Raw genomic sequence first — 17664 nt, 5'->3', positions numbered from 1 at the left:
CTTCTCGCTTCTAACGATAAAATCAAGCTGTCCACATATCCTTTGGAGGCATGGTATGACTGCCTTAACTGTGAGCTTGAAACCGACTATTGATCTCACCGATGATCAGTTTTACGAACTTTGTCGGAACAATCCAGACCTCCAGTTTGAGCAAACAGCACTCCAGTTTGAGCAAACAGCAAAGGGAGAACTAATTATTATGCCGCCAACTGGGGGAGAGACAGGGAATCGTAATTTTAGTCTTTTAGGACAGCTTTGGTTGTGGGTTGAGGAAGACGGAACAGGCTTAGGATTTGACTCGTCTACTGCATTTAAATTGCCCAATGGCGCAACCCGCGCTCCTGATGCCGCCTGGATAAGGCGCGATCGCTGGGAAACCCTCACTGCCAGAGAAAAGGAACGCTTTCCCCCTATAGCTCCTGATTTTGTAGTAGAACTCTGTTCTCGTACTGATGATCTGGAGGAAGCGCAGCAGAAAATGCAGGAATATATCGCTAATGGGGTGCGTTTGGGGTGGATACTCAATCCTCAAGATCAGCAAGTGGAAATTTATCGCCTCGGCAAACCCGTTGAGGTACTGACAGCCCCCTACGACGCTTTCTGGGGAAGAGGTATTGCCTGAATTTGTGCTATTGCTAAAGAATTTGCTGGAGTGACTGAGGTGACATTGTCATTGCGAGGGTTACGACAGCCATTGATGCACAGCATGGGATTAGGCTTCATCTATCAAGGAACCCATCAAGGCATTAAGGTGCAGAGTTGCCTTGGAGTTAAGAACGAAGGCGAACTGTTGGGTCTGTTGCATCAGCGATGTTGGATGCGCAGTCAGCGCAGTGGCAGGCGCGGAGAAAGCAGTGCCTTATTCCGCCCATACCATTTTAGGAATTAGTAAAAGTTCTTCCCCAGCTTCAACCTGTTCCCCAATTCCCAGAAAATTTCCGTCTTCATGACGAACTTGGTAGAAGCCTAGATTAATGGAGCCATCACTTGCAATCTTTTGACCCTGGCACCAGCGTTTTGAAACTTCTGCCCCCAGAGTTAATTGCGGGATATGTTGCAATGCCAGGTCAGGCGCGATCGCCTCAAACGTTCCCATTTCTATTTGCTCAGCCAAACTTTCTAATGTCAAACTATGGGGCAGAGCAAACCCACTGCTAAGAGTCCGCTCTAATGCCGACAGCGTACCGCCCAAGCCCAGCATATCGCCCCAATCCCGCGCGATCGCCCGAATATACGTACCTGTACCACACGCGATCGCTACGTCTAACTCTGGATAATCTCCCGATCGCCAGTCCAGTATCTCAATATCAAAAATCTCCACCGTTCGTACCGGAGCCTCCACCGCTTCTCCGGCGCGCGCCAACTCATACAGCCGCTTACCGCCGACTTGAATGGCGCTGTAGCTGGGCGGAATTTGCTGGATTTTACCGAGAAACTGGGGCCGAAACTTCTGCACTTCGGGCAAGGTCAAATGCGGGCAGGGATCAGCCGCCAGCACTTCTCCCGCCATGTCATCCGTTGCCGTTCGCACCCCAAACCGCACCGTCGCCCGATATGCCTTATCGTGCGACAGATATTGCAGCAGGCGAGTTGCCCGACCGACAGCGATCGGCAAAACCCCGATCGCCGCTGGATCAAGCGTGCCGCCGTGCCCCACTCGTTTAAGGTGTAGCAACCTTCGTACCCGTGCCACGCAGTCGTGGGAGGTGAGTCCGAAGGGCTTATTCAGATTGAGAAAACCGTTCATGAGCGCCTGGATGAGAGCCTGGAAAACCTTGGACTTTCGATTTAGGTGGGCCCTAAACCTGCGGCACCTGCATAAATCGCTTGCTTGCCCAGTTCTGCCTCAATGCGCAACAAACGGTTGTATTTAGCCACTCGCTCACTGCGGCAAAGCGAACCCGTTTTAATTTGTCCGGCACGAGTTGCAACGGAGAGATCGGCGATCGTGGTATCTTCTGTTTCGCCAGAGCGGTGACTGATGACCGCCGTGTAGGCGTTGCGTTGAGCCATATCAATGGTTTCCAGGGTTTCAGTCAGAGAACCGATTTGGTTGAGCTTAATCAAAATCGAGTTGCCAGCCACCATCTCAATGCCTCGCTTTAAGCGGGTAATGTTAGTGACAAACAGGTCATCGCCCACAAGCTGAATCCGGTTGCCCAATTCCTCGGTCAATATCTGCCAATTCTCCCAATCTTCCTCAGCCAAACCGTCCTCAATGGAAACGATCGGGTACTGATTGGTCAAACTCACCAAATAATCAACCATCTCACCCGGAGCATGTGCCGACCCATCATAAACATATTGTCCATCTTTTAAGATCTCATTGGCAGCCACATCCAGCGCTAATGCTATATCTTCTCCCGGACGATAGCCCGCTTGCTCGATCGCTGTCATCAACAAATCCAACGCCGCCTGATTCGACTTCAGGTTAGGTGCAAAGCCGCCTTCATCGCCTACACCCGTCAACAAACCCTTATCCTTTAACACCGAACTGAGGCTGCTAAAGACTTCTGCACCCCAGCGCAACGCTTCACTAAAGCTTGATGCACCCACAGGCACAATCATGAACTCCTGAATATCCACATTGTTATCGGCATGAGCGCCGCCATTAATCACATTCATCAACGGCACTGGCAAAAGGTTCGCCAAAGGACCGCCCAAATAGCGATATAGCGGTAAATCTAAGGCATTCGCGGCTGCCTTTGCCGTTGCCAATGACACGCCCAAAATGGCATTTGCACCTAAATTAGACTTGTTAGGAGAACCATCGATCGCAATCATGGTGGCATCGATCAACCCTTGATTCAGCGCGTCCATGCCCTTGAGCTTGGGCGTAATTTTTTCATCCACATTGACAACTGCCCGAAGAACTCCTTTGCCACCATAGCGCCGGGCATCTCCATCACGCAATTCGTGCGCTTCAAAAGTTCCCGTCGATGCGCCACTAGGTACTTGAGCTAAACCAACGGCACCATTTGCTAAATAAACCTCAGCCTCGATCGTGGGTCGTCCCCGCGAATCTAAGATTTCTCTGGCTTCGATCGCTTCAATGGCAGTATCGAGTGCATCCATCATTGCTCTTCCTCTTACAGGGTTAATCACCGAACTGTCCTGATCCTTAATATCACTCAATCCTTATATCATTAGAAGGGTAAAACTGGAGAATCACACGATGCGATTACTGCACACAATGTTGCGAGTTGGTGACTTAGACCAGTCTCTTAAGTTCTACTGTGAGGTGCTGGGCATGAAGCTGTTGCGCCAAAAAGAATATCCGGCTGGCGAGTTTACGCTGGCATTTGTGGGCTATGGCGATGAGTCGGATAATGCTGTGATTGAGTTGACTTATAACTGGGGTGTAGAAAAATACGATTTGGGCAATGCTTACGGACATATTGCCTTGGGAGTGGATGATATTTACGGCACCTGTGCGATGATTCGCGTTCAGGGTGGCAAGATAACCCGCGATCCTGGCCCAATGAAACATGGCTCAACAGTAATTGCGTTTGTGGAAGACCCGGATGGTTACAAAGTGGAATTAATTCAGCTTAAAAAGCCTGGACAATGACGGAACCAGATGATGTAATCCAAGCATTGTAGAGAATATTCTATTTCACGTCCTGTACCAAATTTGATCGCTTTAGGTCGGCTAATCAACGTATGAGTAGGTAGGTGTTAAAAATGCGTAGTCAGCAGTTCACTGCAATTATCGAACGCGAAGGAAACGGATATGTTTCGTTCTGTCCGCAGCTTGATATTGCTAGTCAGGGAGAGACAGTTGAAGATGCGCGAAAAAATTTGATCGAAGCGCTTGAATTATTTTTTGAAACGGCTGACAGCACTGAAGTAAAAAATAGATTACATGGCGAAGTGTTTGTGACTAACCTTGAGGTGAACGTTGGGTAGGCTGCGAGTTTTGTCTGCCCAGCAAGTTTGTTCCATTCTTGAGCAGAATAATTTTGTTCTAGTGCGGCAGCGTGGGAGCCACATCATCATGCAAAAGCGAACGGAAGATTCAACGATTACTGTGCCTGTACCCAATTATTCAGAGATTCGGATTGGTACGTTGCAATCCATCATCCGTCAGTCGGGATTGCAGAGAGCATTGTTCGAGGTGCATTAGCGGCGATCGCTTGATGACGTAGCGACCCATGCCTGATGGAGTTGCTGGAACCGTTCCAGAATACGGTTGATAAACGTTTCACATCAATGGTCGACGTATGGGTTGATATTTCGATCGCCCCATTAATTTTTTCTCGCACTTCTTCCACCCATTCAGCATCAGCGCGATCGCATTTATCTAACAGCCGCAGGGCAATTTCAAGTACTTCTTGGGCAGAATGATATTTTCCAGTCTGAAGCTTGGTCTGAATGAGTCACATTGCATTGTGTCGGGTTGCGATCGCATTGTAGAACTCACGATCACATTGCATCAACTTACAATCGTATTGCAAGAAGCACAATGGCAGTGTGTAAGGTGACAATGGCATTGTAGAGGTCGCAATTGAATGTTGACCAGTCACAATGGCATTGCATCAGCTTACAATCGCATTGCAAGGGCTACAGCATAGATTACACGTAGCCCCTGATGTTCTGTCTAGCGCACCAAGACGCTCATGTACTTGCCACTGGCAAACGGAGCCGGAATGATGGGCGTGAAACTGACGCGCGCTGCTCCGCAGATACCGCAAGGGTCGCTCGCTATCTTCTTCACATAAAACTCATTGATCAAGTGCGTTACCTGCTCTCGTGTCCCGACTATCCACACCTGCGCTTTGTCGCCGTGCGGAACGGGCAGCAGTTCATTGAACTCTGTACTCATGCTATTTCCTCGCTAATGTTGGGTTGAGATGAAAAGCTTAAGGCGTGGCATTCCTAAACCACTTTGTAACATTAGCGAGGTGAAACGATAAGATCGTCACAGCCTAGGCTTCTGCTCCTATCAGAAAGTCAGGTTAGCTGGTTAGTTGTGTTTGCACCACTTCTAGCCAGCGTCCTCACCTTAAGCCTGTTTACTGGCATCAAAACCAGTGTTGATTAGCATAAGGGCAAAGGCAGGATTAACACAAGCATTTTAGAGTAAATGTTGGCACTGCTAAATTGCCAGAAGGATCAACTTGGGATGACCTGATTCATGAGATTTGTATGAGACAAGCGATCGCGGTGATGGAGGAGTGCCAACATTTTACTGAATGGATTATTACCACTCTGAACACAATGCAGAATGATATTGATCTCGCTTTAGCAGAGGAATTGCTCCGGTTAAGTCGGCAGTTGACGCGCTGGATTAAAAACGGATTGATCACCCTACCTAGCTTCGCTTCTTAATCTAGGCTAAAACGCTTTTAATTCAGGCACATTTTCTGTTTCGTAGTTTTCAATTAAAACTCCGAAAACTTCCATTAATGAGGCAAGAGGATGGGTTTCATCTTCACCCACTTGGTCGATGAGGCGATCGAGCAGCTCTACCAGTTGCTCATATTCGGCTGGAGTGTGAGGAATAAAAACGTTCGGTGCCATGATGTGAAAAGTCCTGATTGATAGATAATGGGATGCGATCGCATTACGTTATTATGAGCGAAAACTCAAACCCAAGCTCTCAACCCAGTCCTGACAACTTCTGGCAAAAGGGAGATCCTCTTCCATCTGCTCTCCAAGCTGAGATCGACCCTGCAAAATTTGACCAATACTCGATGAATCCAGATAATCCACGTAATCTGGGTAAGTGGCAAGCTTTTGAGGAAATTGGATATGATGTGAAAGATCTAGAGAATCGACAAGCCGCAGCACAACAGATTATCGATCAACTCCGCCGAAACCTACCTAGTGCGTCTGCCATAGCGGGCAAGCCTACTCTTCATGGCTGCCGATTTGAAGTTAAAACCTTTATTCGATCTCCTATTGGTAAAATGGGTACTTTGGTCACTATTTGGCAAGTTGATCTCGATCGCACTATCCCTCGACTGATTACAAACTGGTTAGAAGTTCATCGTTTATGAGGAGACTCCTGTGAAATATCAGCTTAATCAAAAAATTGAAACTCTTGAAGAGATCCAAAGCGAGTTTACGAGTCGCATTATTGCAAGTGGGACATTGGGCGCGATCGTGGAGTGTTACCAGAACCCAGAATGCTATGCCGTTGATCTTGCTATTCCAGATGACAGTCTAGTGGGGGGATTTGCCTATGAAAACGTCATTCTTTTTCCAAGTCAATTTGAGGAGTTTGCTTCTGTAATGAGCAAAAGTTGCTGAAGCGGATAGTGACTTATGCCTGATGTGATTGCTGGAACCGTTCCAGAAAATGACTGATGAATGTTTCACCATCAAGGGGCGGGGTGGGGATCGAGGTTTCGATCGTTCGTAGTCAGGGCAACAGTTTTTCTACATCTTCTTGAAGCTTATCGTCCGATGGCTCGGTAGATTAAAACGTAGGGGCGATCGCTCATAGTGAATTTAGCTCAATAGAATCTGGCTCAAATACTGTGAGTATCTTAGGACGTTTCCCCCTAATCCGCTCATTGTCCGAGTCTGTCAAGCGCGATCGCCAATCTCCGCCTCTCCATTCTCTAGATGGCGATCGCTTAACATAACTATAAGAACCGATTAATATAAAGGGGAACATTGTCTTGCGATCGCCCCCATGCTGCTCAACGCTACCGAATCTAAAACTATTAATCCACTTTTACTGATTGCGCCCTTCTTCCTGTGGGGCACTGCAATGGTGGCAATGAAAGGCACCATTGACCACACTACGCCTCTATTCATGGCAGGCGTTCGTCTCGTTCCGGCAGGGGTGCTGATTTTAGGTGCTGCCCGGTATATGGGCAAGCCTCAGCCCAAAACCTGGATGGCTTGGCTGTGGATTGCGCTATTTGCATTAGTCGATGGCACCTTGTTCCAGGGCTTCTTGGCAGAAGGATTGCAGCGAACTGGGGCGGGTTTAGGCTCGGTGATGATTGACTCGCAGCCGTTGGCGGTGGCGTTGATGGCGCGGTTTTTGTTTGGCGAACAAGTGGGGCTGTGGGGCTGGCTGGGCTTGGCGTTTGGCGTGTTGGGAATTAGCCTATTAGGATTGCCGCAGGACTTAATTGCAGGAATGTTGCATGGAGGCAGCGCGGTTAGCGTTGATTTTCTAGAGCAATTGCTACAAAACGGGCAGTGGTTAATGCTGTTGGCGGCGTTGTCGATGGCGGTGGGCACTGTGATGGTGCGGTATGTCTGTCGCTATGTTGATCCGGTGGTGGCGACGGGTTGGCACATGATTTTGGGCGGGTTGCCGCTGTTTGGTTTGTCGGGTTTCTGGGAGTCGGAACAGTGGATACATTTGCAGTGGACAGATTGGATGTCATTGACTTATTCGACAGTGTTTGGCAGCGCGATCGCCTATGCTCTATTCTTTTTCTTTGCTGCTACAGGTAACCTGACTAGCTTAAGCTCTTTAACCTTCCTAACACCCATCTTTGCGCTTTTATTTGGCAACCTATTTTTGTCAGAAACCCTTGATCCGTTGCAGTGGTTTGGCGTTGGTTTAACGCTTATCAGCATCTATTTAATTAATCAGCGTGAACAGCTTTTACAAAAGTTTGAGAAGACCCCAGACTTAGGTTCGGCAGCAGTAGTAGAATTGGAGTCAGAATAGTTTCTCTGAATAAATTAGGCGTTGCTGAATTATAGGATGGAAAAATGCTTTGATCGGTTCATTGACATTTTCTATAAAATGTTCTTTTAATGTTAATCACTTCTTCCGAAGTCCATGTTTGGCATGCAGAACTCGATCGCCCTTCCACAGAAATTGAGCAATTGATTCAGATTCTTGCTCCCGACGAAAAACAGCGATCGGAACGGTTCCGGTTCGAGAAAGATCAGAAAAAATTTGTGGTTGCTCGTGGGTTACTAAGAACGATATTGGCGCGTTACCTATCACTATCACCCGATCAAGTTCTGTTTTCTTACAGCAGCAAAGGAAAGCCTACGATCGCCAATGTTTACTCTTTAGGAGAACTGTATTTTAACGTTTCCCATTCCCATAACAGAGCACTGTATGCGATCGCTCTCAATCGTCCAGTCGGCATTGATTTAGAGCACGTCCGTCCTATTGAAGCTATTGACCTTTCCCAGCGATTTTTCTTGCCCTCAGAAGCGATCGTGATTCGATCGCTGATTGGAGCAGAGCAACACCAAGTTTTTTTTAGAGGTTGGACTCAAAAAGAGGCATATCTCAAAGCCACGGGTGATGGATTAGGAAAACTGGCATCGGTAGAAGTTGCGCTAACGGAACCGATGAGACTGGTTAGTATAGACGGCGATGTTCAGATCGCCGCCCAATGGTTTGTTCAAGAAATAGCGGTGAATTCTGGCGGTGTAGATGTTGGCGGTGTAGGAGAATATACAGCGGCTCTGGTGGTAAAAGGCTCACAGCCAGACATTCACTACTTTTCAATTTGAGGGAGTTGCTCTGGAGTTGCGTGAAAATAAAATCCAGTGAGACGCATTGACTTTTCAGCCCCCTAAATCCCCCATTCTGGGGACTTCCGAACCTTTCAAAGTCCCCCAGAATGGGGGATTTAGGGGGCGATTCAGGGTGTTATTTAATTGCATGCAACTCCTCAGGGCCCAGCAGTAACAATGACGAGTTGGTCGGGGTGAATGAGTTCTCGGATGGTTTGCTGAACTTGGGCGATCGTCACAGCTTCGATCTGTTGCGGAAACTGACGAATTTCATCGCGGCTTAAGCCGTAAGCAGCATTGCTAGCAATCTCAGAAGCTAAAGACCTGGGATCAGAAAGATCCACTGGATAGCTGCTGGTGAGCGATCGCTTGGCTGCCTCTAATTCTGCGATCGTAATGCCTTCCTGAAACTGTCGCAACAGCGCAACTGTGCTATCAATTGCCTTATTTGCATCTTCAGGAGACGTTTGCATAAACACTAGGAAAGGCCCCGGATAAATGCCACTTTGGAAGTAGCTATAAATGCCGTAGGTCAGCCCTTGGCGATCGCGAACTTCGGTTCCTAGCCGACTTGCCAACGTATCGCCACCCAAAATTTGATTCATCACTAACGCTGCATAAAAACGAGGATCTTGACGCGAAATACCACCGTATCCTAGCATTGTCACCGCTTCGGCTTTGCCCGGCATTACTGAGTTAAGGCGAGCGGTAGAAGCAGGTAAAGAAATTGCTGAAACATTTAGTTTAGGGCGATCGCCAGTAGCTTTCCAGGTACCTAAGTTTTTTTCAAAAAGCGATCGCACCGCTGCCACCTCAAAATCTCCCACCAGTGCCACTAACGTTGTATCGGGTCGATAGTGAGTTTTATAAAATTGCACCACATCACTTTGAGTCACCTGCTTAAGACTGTCTTCAGTTGGAAACGCATGAAAAGGATGCTTGATGGGATAGATGGCTTGCTGAAAGATTCGACGTGCCAACACTTGAGGATTGTCGAGTTGGGATTTAAGGCTGCTTAATTCTCGCTGGCGGCTTAGTTCAATCTGGTCACGTGGAAAGGATGCATTTTGCAACACATCTGCCAACGTGGAAACAAGCTGTGGTAAATCTTTAGCTAAAGCGCTGCCGCCAATGTCCACACCTTCTCGATTGACATTGAAATCCAGGCTAGAACCAATATCCTCTAATGACTTTGCCAAAGCCAATGCATCTTGACTTTGAGTCCCATTCATCAAGTTTTCAGAAGTTAAAAGTGCTATCCCTGCTTTCTCAGCACTATCGTAAGCGCTGCCTGCATCGACATATCCGCTTAAATTAACTGTAGAAGCGCTGCTATCTTTAAGCAACAAAATCCTCAATCCGTTGGACAAGATTAGCTCTTCGGGTAAGGGCTGAGGTCGATTATCCATGGCGATCGCGGGTGGCAAATATCGCGCTACTTCTGCCGGATCGACGGGCGCACCAGGACTAAAGTTTTCAGTGATGCGACCACTGCTTGATGAGCCAGACGTGCCATCTATTGAAGTCGGCTCGAAAATGCCCACGGTTCCTTGAGCCGGATCAAGATAAGTTTTTGCCACGCGCTGAATATCGGCAAGCGTGACTTGCTCGATCGCTTGTAAATAGCGATCGCTGTATTGATAATCTCCAGCGATTGTTTGGTTATAAGCAAGCTGACTGGCTTGGCTACTAATATCTTGATTGTTCAACACAAACGCCGCCTGAAGCTGCACTTTTGCCCGTTGAAGCTCTTCAGCACTCACAGGTTTTTCTTGAATTTCGGTTAAAGATTGCTGAAGTACCTGCTGAATGGTTGCTAACTCTTGTCCGGGCGCTGCGGTTGCAGAAATGTTATACCATCCAGGTTCTAGCATTTCCGCTGGATAAGCGCTTACCGAACTTGCCAGACCTGACTCCACCAAATTTTGATACAACCGCGAACTCCGCCCACCCGTCAGGATCATATCCATCAGGTCAATTGCGGGTACATCAGGATGTTTAATATCGGGTAATGGATAGACCATTTGCAACAGAGGCGAACTACCCGGTTCTCGCAAAACAATAGGTTCGCGGGTAGAACGAGCCGATTGGGATAAGGTTTGCGGCACGGCTGTTCGTGATGAGGCTGTTTGTGATGAGGTTGTGTTTGATGCAGATATCTGCGGTAAAGATGCGATCGTTTGGCGTTGAGGAAGTTTACCAAAAGTTTGTTGAATGGTTTGGAGCGTTTCGGCAGTATCGAAGTCGCCTGTTACAACCAAAGTCGCGTTATCAGGCGTGTAATATTTTTTGTAATAATCTTGGACTTGTTGAAGGCTGAAGTTTTGAACATCTGCTTTGGTTCCACCGACAGGTAGACCGTAAGCGCGATTGGGAAAAGCAGCTTTCATGACCGCGCGATCGAGGCGATAGTTGGGGCTATTTTCGTAACCTTGTAACTCGGAAATCACCACCCGTTTTTCGCTGGTAAGCTGCGCATCTTCGATGGTAGAGTTCTCCAGGCGATCGGCTTCTAGAACTAGCAGTGCATTGAGTTTGTCGCGCTCGACTGTGCCAAAGTACGCCGTTTCGTCGTAGCTGGTAAAGGCGTTAGATTGGCTGCCCAAGGCGCTAAAAAGCCGACCAAATTGAATCGGGCGATCGATTGTACCCTTGAACATTAAGTGTTCTAGCTGGTGCGAAATACCGTTCTGACCTGCGGGTTCGTTACGTGAGCCTACCTTGTACCAAACCTGTACACTTACGACTGGAGCAATATGAACTTCTTTGGTCAATACCGTTAAGCCATTGTCTAAAACTTTTTTCTGAACCCCTGCTGTAATCGATGCTGTTGCTGGGGAAGGAGGGAGGGCGATCGTAGGAGGAATAAAAGCGCCCAGAAGTAAGCTGAGCAGCATTCCAATAAGTAGGTAAGGGCGAATTTTTCGGAGAGGCATAGTTTGCTGAATAAGGTGAAGTTAGAGGAAAAAACTAGCTAAGGGAGTTGCAATTAAATAACGTCCCGAATCGCCCCCTAAGTCCCCCAGAATGGGGGATTTAGGGGGCTGATAAGTCAATGCATCTCACTGGGGTTTTATTTTCACGCAACTCCCTAAAAAGTTCTAAACACTATCTCAGTGTAGTTTGGACTTCAAATGTCGAGGAGATGTGTTTTTCAATTGCACTAAATTACCCCAGATGCTAGTCGCTCTAAAAACGTTTGGCACCCCATTGATGAGTCAAACAAATGTAGCCCAAACTGTTCTGAAAACGCCTCGCAGACCTTCACGCCGCGCACGCTGTTTCCTCGCACATCCAATGGCGGCGAAAAAACTGCCACCCCGATTTGATTGGGTACTACAGTAATAATTCCTCCAGAAACGCCACTTTTTGCCGGAAGTCCGACTGTATAGCCCCATTCTCCAGCAAAGTTGTACATGCCGCAGGTGTACATCACTGAAAGAATATCTCGAATATATTTCGCCTCAACTGCCCGATCGCCCGTGATTGGATTAACGCCCCGATTTGCCAAAGTTGCTGCCATAACTGCCAAATCTCGGCAAGTAACTGTAAGCGAACACTGTTGAAAATATAAATCAAGGGCTTCTTCCACCCGCACATCAATCATGCCAAAATTATGCATCAAATACGCCATTGCTCGGTTCCGAGATCCGGTCGTCTTCTCGGACACAAAGGTAGAAATATCAACCGACACATCATGTCCAATGTAGCGCCGAAACATATCCAACATGCGATTGAGCCGTTCGGTGTGGCTAGAACCTTTGATCCGGCTGGTAGTCGCGATCGCCCCAGCATTCACCATTGGGTTGTAGGGACGCTTCGATTGTTCATCTAAAACGATCGCATTAAATGCATCTCCCGTGGGTTCTACCCCTACCTTCGACAGCAAGTATTCTCGCCCATGATCCTCCAGCGCCAGCCCTTGCACAAATACCTTAGAAATCGATTGAATCGTAAATCGTTGGTCTGTATCTCCCACTTCAAAAATTTGCCCGTCTGCCGTGACAACACAGATGCCAAACCAATCTGGATTCATCTTTGCCAGTTCGGGAATGTAGTCTGCAACTTTTCCCGATTGCAGCGGCTGATGTTCTTGGTGCAATTCTTTAAGGTACGTTTGCAACGGGTGAATTTTTAAGTCGGAGTGCTGATGGGTTTGAATATCTGACATGGGTTAGCATTCCTAAAAACGGGAGAGATAGCATTAACCGCTTCAGCCCTTATGGTAAGCTGATCGAAGCTATTTTTTCTTGAGTCAAGAGCGCAATACAGGAATCAGCAGCTTGGAAATTTCAAAACGTATTATCACGCTCAACTCAAAACCGATCGCCTATCAAGCGGCATATTGGGAAGCCGGAGAAACAGCGCCGCCGATTCTTTTGCTGCATGGTTTTATGGGGAACGGTGAGTGCTGGCGATCGCTCGTTTCCCAGCTTCAGCCCCATCGCTGCATCAGCCTGGATCTGTTTGGCTTTGGCGAGTCTTCCAAGCCTATGATTCGCTACGACATCGCCAAACTAGTAAACTTCGTTCATCAGTTTACGCAAGATATGGGGCTGGAGCCTTTTGTGATTGTGGGGCATTCTCTAGGAGGTTGGGTAGGGGCTGCCTATGCGCTAGCGTACCCAGATTCAGTAAAAGGGCTAGTGTTGGCGGCTCCGGCGGGCATCCGAGACGATAGTTTTGCAGGACGGTACGATTGGCTGCGTCCCTTACTCTGGCGAACCCCTGTTGTAGATTGGGGGCTAAATTTAGCCAAGCCCTTCGCCAGGATAATGGGCAAGCAACAGAATCTAGCCCAAATTAGTGGGTTCCGCCACGAGCTAAATGCCCAGCCTGCACCCCGTTCTTTTTTGATCGATCGCCTTCGTCCTGAAGATGCGATCGATACAGTGGAGAAAGAAATTCATCGCTTAAGTTTGCCAACTTTAGTGATTACGGGCGATCGTGATGAAACCATTCCCTTGTGGCACAGCCAAACCTACGCTACTGAGATTTTGGGCGCGCAACTCGTGATTATTCCCAACGCCGATCATGCGTTGCCGCAAAAAAATGGGGCAGAAATGGCGGAGAAAATTTTGCTTTTCCTGGCTGACCTCGAAGCATAAGTGGGCACCCTTTGGCTAAGAAAACCAATTTTCTGGCTGGCACAACCGGAATGGTCAAGGCAAAGCTTGTAGCCTTAATCACGTTGGGTGTATCAGAGTCTATAGGCTAATTTTCAATTTCTCACCCATTCCTTACGTCACTAAAAATAGGCGATATGAAACACTTTGCCGTTTTGATTACGCTGTTGCGCGATCGCAAAAAATTCTTAACCGAAATTCGCCAGAACGTAAAAATTGAGCGGAAAATTACTTCGCTGTTAATTGCAAGCTCTGCTTTCTTTGCCGTTTATGGAGCTATCATTGGTGCCTCAAGTAGCTGGCAACAGGTTCTTTCATCTGCAATTAAACTGCCTGCGCTGTATTTAATTACCTTGCTAATTTGCTTGCCAACCCTGTACTTTTTTGACATTTTATTTGGTTCTAAGCTTACCTTCGGTCAGTATGCTGCACTCATTCTCACAACCGTTTCAGTCATTAGCGTTCTACTATTCAGTTTTGCACCCGTAACTCTGTTTTTTCTCATTTCCATTCACGAGTACAATTTCTTCTTACTGTTTAACGTCGCCATTTTCACAATTACCGGATTGGTCGGCGTGAAGATGTTCTATGAAGGAATGCGATCGGTCACAACAGCAGAAGACAGGCTCCGGTTGATTGATGCAGATCTTAGTGTTGCCCCCATTGATGATTTTCTACCGAGTGGAACAATTTCTAAAGCCGTTAGCCGTTCGGCAGAGGAAGATGCAGACGATGGATTGCAGAAAACACGAACTCGACTGCTGCAACTCTGGCTCGTGCTGTACGCAATGGTGGGCTGCCAATTGGGATGGACATTGCGCCCTTTCTTTGGTGCACCCGGTGAAACCTTTAACTTGTTCCGAAACTTAGAAGGCAACTTTTATAGTCAAGTTTGGCGGAGTTTGTTGACTTTATTGGGCGCTCAATAACAAAGCGTTTAATTAGGCATTGAATTAGGCATTGAATCAAGAGGATCGAAGTGCGGATGCAGCCCGATTTAGAAGCTCTCAAAATTACGCCTAAAGAACTAGAAAATCTAACAGGTCTGGATATCAGCGATACCTTTATGGGTCGAGTTTACAGACCTTCTGTTTTTCAATATCGAAGTCGGTTGCTTTCGTTTGCGTTGACCGAGATTTTAACTTTTGGGTTGATCTTAATTTTTTGCTTGCCTATCAGCCTGGTGCTGGCTCGTGGCATTGGTCATTTATCGGGAGATATCAGTAGTACTTTTTGGTTTCTGGTCACAACGCTGGGGCTGTCCGTGGCGATCGCCCTCTGCTGGAACGTTTTGATGTGGTACAAAGGCAAAAGCCTAAAAGTCTTAGCGCATCTGCTAGATGAAGTGGATCAGCACAACGAAATTATCCAAGCGATCGATATTATTGACGAGTTAGGCAGCGTTAAGAACTCAGCCATAGCGCTAATCGATCGCCCTGACGTGATTGATGCTCTGAACGCAACGCGAGAGTCTTTATGCTGTGGACTCATGACCGAGAAAATTCTTAGAAAAAACAAGCGACTCATTGCTAGACGCTACGAGTTGTTTACCAGCATTGAAACCAGCATAGCTCGGCTGCAACATCTTCAGGTGAACAGCCAAGCGAATGAATATGGACAGTTATTTAACGAGGCACTGAGAATTGGTCGCAGCGTTCAACGAGAAGTGGAGCGGCTGAACACTCACTAAGAATCAGAGATGAACTGATCCAATGTTTTGCTAAATTGCTGACGTTCGCGCTCTTGGTAAACGAGAGCAGCTAGGTGTAGCACCGATAGGATAACGGCGATCGCCGACAACAGGTAGCTATGTATCGTATACATGTGCTCCACTGCCAACGAACCGACCCCTCCACCCGTTAGGATTTCGCGTAACGAGGCACCGACCACCGGAATCGACTCAACTGTTTTCATTTCCAGCTTGAACCGCCAGTAGCCCGTCTGATCCCAGTCCAAAATAATGGCAGTCCAGCTGGCACCGATCGCCACCAACGCCAGAAAAATTCCGCTGACCCAAGCCCCCAACCAACTCGGACGGAACTGCCGCCCTAAAAACATCACGACTAACTGTATCAATGCCACCACAATCAGCGCATTACCAGCAATATTATGCAAGCTACGGATAATGACACCGCCAGAGACATCGCGAGTAATAAACTCCAATGAGCGGTGAGCGCCCCCCGCCGTAGGCTCGTAGTAAAAAGCTAATGCAATTCCTGTAATCCCTGCTAATAGGACGAGGGATAGGGCAACCACTGCCAAGATAGTTGTGACTCGTTGAAGCGCAAAGCGATAGTCTAGGGTTTTCATAGGTAGGGTACAAGGAGGGTTTTCTTCGAGAAGTGAGAAGAAATATTGAGTTTTGTATCTGTATTGTAATAATTTCTCAGCTTAAATGCAGCCCATCTGCAGAGGGATCTGCGGGCATTGTTCGCAGATTTGCCCTACTGGCTACCAATTTGTCATCTTTACGATTGAACTTCTACTGAACTCGTTAGAATAAATGACTTAAATGTGCTCATCCTCTTTACCCCTCTGCGCTCATGATTTCTGAGTTATCCAAAGCGATCGCTGCTCTCAATATTTCTGCCGATTGGATTGGTCTGAGAGCCGTCAAAGACAGCACTGCCTACCGCAATGTTCGGGATGGCAATCCTCAAAGTAATGGCAAAGCCTTGAGCCAGGGCGTGATGGTAGAAGTATTGGTCAAGGGTCAAATTGGCTATAGCGCCACAAATTCCTTAAGGCAAGACAGCATTCAAGCGGCGGCAGAGATGGCTTATCAACAGGCAATCGCTGCCAGCCAGTGGGCAATCTACCCTCACACTGCCGCCATTCGCCCCAAAGTAGTAGGTGAGTACATTTCGCCTATTGTCAAAACTTTGGATGCTCTTACCCCTGGAGAAGTAAATGAGCTACTAATCCGGCTCTGTAAAAACCTTAAAGTCTCTGAGCAAATTGTCGAAACGAGCGCCAGCGCCATTACGCAGGAAACTGAGCACTGGTTTGTCAGTAGCAATGGCTCAGAAGTCTATCAAAAGTTTTTTCTGCTCGAAACTCAATATCGGGCGACAGCACAGGAAGGGGCGATCGTTCAGGAACGCAGCAATAACGGCTACCTTGCTCACAGTTACCAGGGCGGTTGGGAATTGTTTTTAGAACCGAACCTTTGGGAGAAAGCCCAGCAAGTTGGAGAACAAGCCGTAGAACTGCTGACTGCTGAAGAATGCCCAACCACCACGACTCATTTAGTGTTAGCGCCTGACCAAATGATGCTGCAAATTCATGAAAGCATTGGGCATCCCTTAGAGCTAGATCGAATTTTGGGCGATGAGCGCAACTATGCAGGCGGCAGTTTTGTGAAACCGTCTGATTTTGGTCAGCTATCCTACGGCTCTGAGTTAATGAACGTTACCTTTAACCCCACGGTTCCTGGAGAGTTTGCGAGCTATAGCTTTGATGATATTGGGGCACCTGCCAGCAAAGAGTACGTGATCAAAGATGGCGTGCTGAGGCGTGGGCTAGGAAGCTTAGAGAGCCAAGCAAGAATGGGCGTTCCAGGAGTAGCCTGTGCACGGGCTTCTTCTTGGAACCGTCCGCCCATCGATCGCATGGCAAACCTCAACCTAGAACCCGGCACGCACTCGTTTCCCGCTCTCATTGAAGAGATTGAACACGGCGTTTACATGGAGGCAAATCGGTCTTGGTCAATTGATGATCAGCGATACAAGTTTCAGTTTGGCTGCGAATATGCCAAGCTCATCGAAAATGGCAAACTGACAAAGACGCTGCGCAATCCCAACTATCGCGCCACCACGCCTGAGTTCTGGCACAGCCTCGTGCGAGTCGGCAGCAACGACACTTGGGAAATGTACGGCACGCCCAATTGTGGCAAAGGAGAGCCTAATCAAGCTATTCGAGTCGGACATGGCTCTCCCGCCTGTGTCTTTGCCAATGTCGAAGTGTTTGGCGGAGGCGCTTAGAGCGACCTCTCTGTAAATTCTTCTTCCTCAGGCGAGGAGCTTTGAGACTTGATGAAAGAACAGGATCCTGAGCAGGTTTATACTTTCATTCAGCAACGCTTTGA

General features: G+C 47.7%; 20 protein-coding genes and 1 pseudogene. 14 read left to right on the top strand and 7 right to left on the bottom strand.

Features of this window, described 5'->3' with window-relative positions:
* Window positions 1–55: 55 nt before the first annotated feature.
* Window positions 56–656: pseudogene (locus KME11_06995) on the top strand (Uma2 family endonuclease).
* Window positions 657–859: 203 nt separating this feature from the next.
* On the opposite strand, the gene truB reads toward KME11_06995, so the two are convergent.
* On the bottom strand, window positions 860–1747 hold the full coding sequence (truB, locus tag KME11_06990; GenBank protein MBW4514955.1) for a tRNA pseudouridine(55) synthase TruB: 888 nt from the start codon (window positions 1745–1747) through the stop codon (window positions 860–862).
* A gap of 41 nt (window positions 1748–1788) precedes the next feature.
* Entirely contained in the window at window positions 1789–3078 is a 1290-nt protein-coding gene (gene eno / locus KME11_06985) for a phosphopyruvate hydratase (GenBank protein ID MBW4514954.1), read from the bottom strand.
* A 97-nt stretch (window positions 3079–3175) separates the two neighbouring features.
* Here eno and gloA point away from each other — a divergent pair, with 97 nt between their 5' ends.
* From gloA to KME11_06965, 4 genes are all read left to right on the top strand, one after another.
* Complete coding sequence (gloA, locus tag KME11_06980; protein MBW4514953.1) at window positions 3176–3571, top strand: lactoylglutathione lyase; 396 nt, start codon at window positions 3176–3178, stop codon at window positions 3569–3571.
* Between the two features lie 113 nt (window positions 3572–3684).
* Window positions 3685–3909, top strand: a complete 225-nt coding sequence (locus KME11_06975) for a type II toxin-antitoxin system HicB family antitoxin (GenBank protein MBW4514952.1) — start codon at window positions 3685–3687, stop codon at window positions 3907–3909.
* A complete protein-coding gene (locus KME11_06970; protein ID MBW4514951.1) occupies window positions 3902–4126 on the top strand; it encodes a type II toxin-antitoxin system HicA family toxin in 225 nt (74 codons plus the stop codon). Before KME11_06975 ends, KME11_06970 begins: the two co-directional genes overlap by 8 nt.
* 35 nt (window positions 4127–4161) lie before the next feature.
* On the top strand, window positions 4162–4347 hold the full coding sequence (locus tag KME11_06965) for a hypothetical protein (protein MBW4514950.1): 186 nt from the start codon (window positions 4162–4164) through the stop codon (window positions 4345–4347).
* Window positions 4348–4600: 253 nt separating this feature from the next.
* Here KME11_06965 and KME11_06960 read toward each other — a convergent pair whose 3' ends face one another.
* Window positions 4601–4825: a hypothetical protein gene (locus KME11_06960; GenBank protein MBW4514949.1), complete on the bottom strand. Its 225-nt coding sequence runs from the start codon at window positions 4823–4825 to the stop codon at window positions 4601–4603.
* A gap of 278 nt (window positions 4826–5103) precedes the next feature.
* Between KME11_06960 and KME11_06955 the strand changes: the two genes are divergently transcribed.
* The gene (locus tag KME11_06955) at window positions 5104–5331 is read left to right on the top strand and encodes a hypothetical protein (GenBank protein ID MBW4514948.1); all 228 of its coding nucleotides are present in this window, start codon (window positions 5104–5106) and stop codon (window positions 5329–5331) included.
* A gap of 6 nt (window positions 5332–5337) precedes the next feature.
* Here the strand turns inward: KME11_06955 and KME11_06950 are convergent, their stop codons facing one another.
* On the bottom strand, window positions 5338–5523 hold the full coding sequence (locus tag KME11_06950) for a hypothetical protein (GenBank protein ID MBW4514947.1): 186 nt from the start codon (window positions 5521–5523) through the stop codon (window positions 5338–5340).
* 53 nt (window positions 5524–5576) lie between these two features.
* Here KME11_06950 and KME11_06945 point away from each other — a divergent pair, with 53 nt between their 5' ends.
* The 4 genes from KME11_06945 (at window position 5577) to KME11_06930 (ending at window position 8448) form a co-directional block, all read left to right on the top strand.
* Window positions 5577–6002 (top strand): hypothetical protein, encoded by a 426-nt coding sequence (locus tag KME11_06945; GenBank protein ID MBW4514946.1) that lies wholly within the window; start codon window positions 5577–5579, stop codon window positions 6000–6002.
* A 10-nt stretch (window positions 6003–6012) separates the two neighbouring features.
* On the top strand, window positions 6013–6255 hold the full coding sequence (locus tag KME11_06940; protein ID MBW4514945.1) for a hypothetical protein: 243 nt from the start codon (window positions 6013–6015) through the stop codon (window positions 6253–6255).
* Between the two features lie 388 nt (window positions 6256–6643).
* Window positions 6644–7642, top strand: coding sequence for an EamA family transporter (locus tag KME11_06935; protein ID MBW4514944.1), 999 nt, complete (start codon window positions 6644–6646; stop codon window positions 7640–7642).
* Between the two features lie 89 nt (window positions 7643–7731).
* On the top strand, window positions 7732–8448 hold the full coding sequence (locus tag KME11_06930; GenBank protein ID MBW4514943.1) for a 4'-phosphopantetheinyl transferase superfamily protein: 717 nt from the start codon (window positions 7732–7734) through the stop codon (window positions 8446–8448).
* 161 nt (window positions 8449–8609) lie between these two features.
* On the opposite strand, the gene KME11_06925 is transcribed toward KME11_06930, so the two are convergent.
* The gene (locus KME11_06925) at window positions 8610–11387 is read right to left on the bottom strand and encodes an insulinase family protein (protein ID MBW4514942.1); all 2778 of its coding nucleotides are present in this window, start codon (window positions 11385–11387) and stop codon (window positions 8610–8612) included.
* A gap of 227 nt (window positions 11388–11614) precedes the next feature.
* Entirely contained in the window at window positions 11615–12622 is a 1008-nt protein-coding gene (gene glsA, locus KME11_06920; GenBank protein ID MBW4514941.1) for a glutaminase A, read from the bottom strand.
* 118 nt (window positions 12623–12740) lie between these two features.
* Here glsA and KME11_06915 point away from each other — a divergent pair, with 118 nt between their 5' ends.
* The 3 genes from KME11_06915 (at window position 12741) to KME11_06905 (ending at window position 15267) form a co-directional block, all read left to right on the top strand.
* Window positions 12741–13559: an alpha/beta hydrolase gene (locus KME11_06915; GenBank protein MBW4514940.1), complete on the top strand. Its 819-nt coding sequence runs from the start codon at window positions 12741–12743 to the stop codon at window positions 13557–13559.
* A gap of 155 nt (window positions 13560–13714) precedes the next feature.
* Window positions 13715–14506, top strand: a complete 792-nt coding sequence (locus tag KME11_06910; GenBank protein MBW4514939.1) for an actin-binding WH2 domain-containing protein — start codon at window positions 13715–13717, stop codon at window positions 14504–14506.
* 50 nt (window positions 14507–14556) lie between these two features.
* Window positions 14557–15267 carry a hypothetical protein gene (locus KME11_06905; GenBank protein ID MBW4514938.1) on the top strand — a complete coding sequence of 237 codons (711 nt, stop codon included), beginning with the start codon at window positions 14557–14559 and terminating at the stop codon, window positions 15265–15267.
* On the opposite strand, the gene KME11_06900 is transcribed toward KME11_06905, so the two are convergent.
* Window positions 15264–15887, bottom strand: a complete 624-nt coding sequence (locus KME11_06900) for a cytochrome b N-terminal domain-containing protein (protein ID MBW4514937.1) — start codon at window positions 15885–15887, stop codon at window positions 15264–15266. The two genes, KME11_06905 and KME11_06900, sit on opposite strands and share 4 nt — an antisense overlap.
* A gap of 233 nt (window positions 15888–16120) precedes the next feature.
* Between KME11_06900 and KME11_06895 the strand changes: the two genes are divergently transcribed.
* Window positions 16121–17560, top strand: coding sequence for a TldD/PmbA family protein (locus KME11_06895; GenBank protein ID MBW4514936.1), 1440 nt, complete (start codon window positions 16121–16123; stop codon window positions 17558–17560).
* The last annotated feature ends 104 nt before the right edge of the window (window positions 17561–17664 follow it).

The sequence above is a fragment of the Timaviella obliquedivisa GSE-PSE-MK23-08B genome (genome assembly GCA_019358855.1).
Taxonomy (GTDB): Bacteria; Cyanobacteriota; Cyanobacteriia; order Elainellales; family Elainellaceae; genus Timaviella; species Timaviella obliquedivisa.
The sequence above is the reverse complement of the archived record's forward strand: the minus strand, read 5'-3'. Positions and strand labels throughout refer to the sequence as shown.

Excerpts from the sequence above, each read along its gene's own strand:
- truB (MBW4514955.1), bottom strand. The coding sequence starts at position 1,747 with ATGAACGGTTTTCTCAATCTGAATAAGCCCTTCGGACTCACCTCCCAC.
- eno (MBW4514954.1), bottom strand. The coding sequence starts at position 3,078 with ATGATGGATGCACTCGATACTGCCATTGAAGCGATCGAAGCCAGAGAA.
- gloA (MBW4514953.1), top strand. The coding sequence starts at position 3,176 with ATGCGATTACTGCACACAATGTTGCGAGTTGGTGACTTAGACCAGTCT.
- KME11_06975 (MBW4514952.1), top strand. The coding sequence starts at position 3,685 with ATGCGTAGTCAGCAGTTCACTGCAATTATCGAACGCGAAGGAAACGGA.
- KME11_06965 (MBW4514950.1), top strand. The coding sequence starts at position 4,162 with ATGGAGTTGCTGGAACCGTTCCAGAATACGGTTGATAAACGTTTCACA.
- KME11_06960 (MBW4514949.1), bottom strand. The coding sequence starts at position 4,825 with ATGAGTACAGAGTTCAATGAACTGCTGCCCGTTCCGCACGGCGACAAA.
- KME11_06950 (MBW4514947.1), bottom strand. The coding sequence starts at position 5,523 with ATGGCACCGAACGTTTTTATTCCTCACACTCCAGCCGAATATGAGCAA.
- KME11_06945 (MBW4514946.1), top strand. The coding sequence starts at position 5,577 with ATGAGCGAAAACTCAAACCCAAGCTCTCAACCCAGTCCTGACAACTTC.
- KME11_06935 (MBW4514944.1), top strand. The coding sequence starts at position 6,644 with ATGCTGCTCAACGCTACCGAATCTAAAACTATTAATCCACTTTTACTG.
- KME11_06930 (MBW4514943.1), top strand. The coding sequence starts at position 7,732 with ATGTTAATCACTTCTTCCGAAGTCCATGTTTGGCATGCAGAACTCGAT.
- KME11_06925 (MBW4514942.1), bottom strand. The coding sequence starts at position 11,387 with ATGCCTCTCCGAAAAATTCGCCCTTACCTACTTATTGGAATGCTGCTC.
- glsA (MBW4514941.1), bottom strand. The coding sequence starts at position 12,622 with ATGTCAGATATTCAAACCCATCAGCACTCCGACTTAAAAATTCACCCG.
- KME11_06910 (MBW4514939.1), top strand. The coding sequence starts at position 13,715 with ATGAAACACTTTGCCGTTTTGATTACGCTGTTGCGCGATCGCAAAAAA.
- KME11_06900 (MBW4514937.1), bottom strand. The coding sequence starts at position 15,887 with ATGAAAACCCTAGACTATCGCTTTGCGCTTCAACGAGTCACAACTATC.
- KME11_06895 (MBW4514936.1), top strand. The coding sequence starts at position 16,121 with ATGATTTCTGAGTTATCCAAAGCGATCGCTGCTCTCAATATTTCTGCC.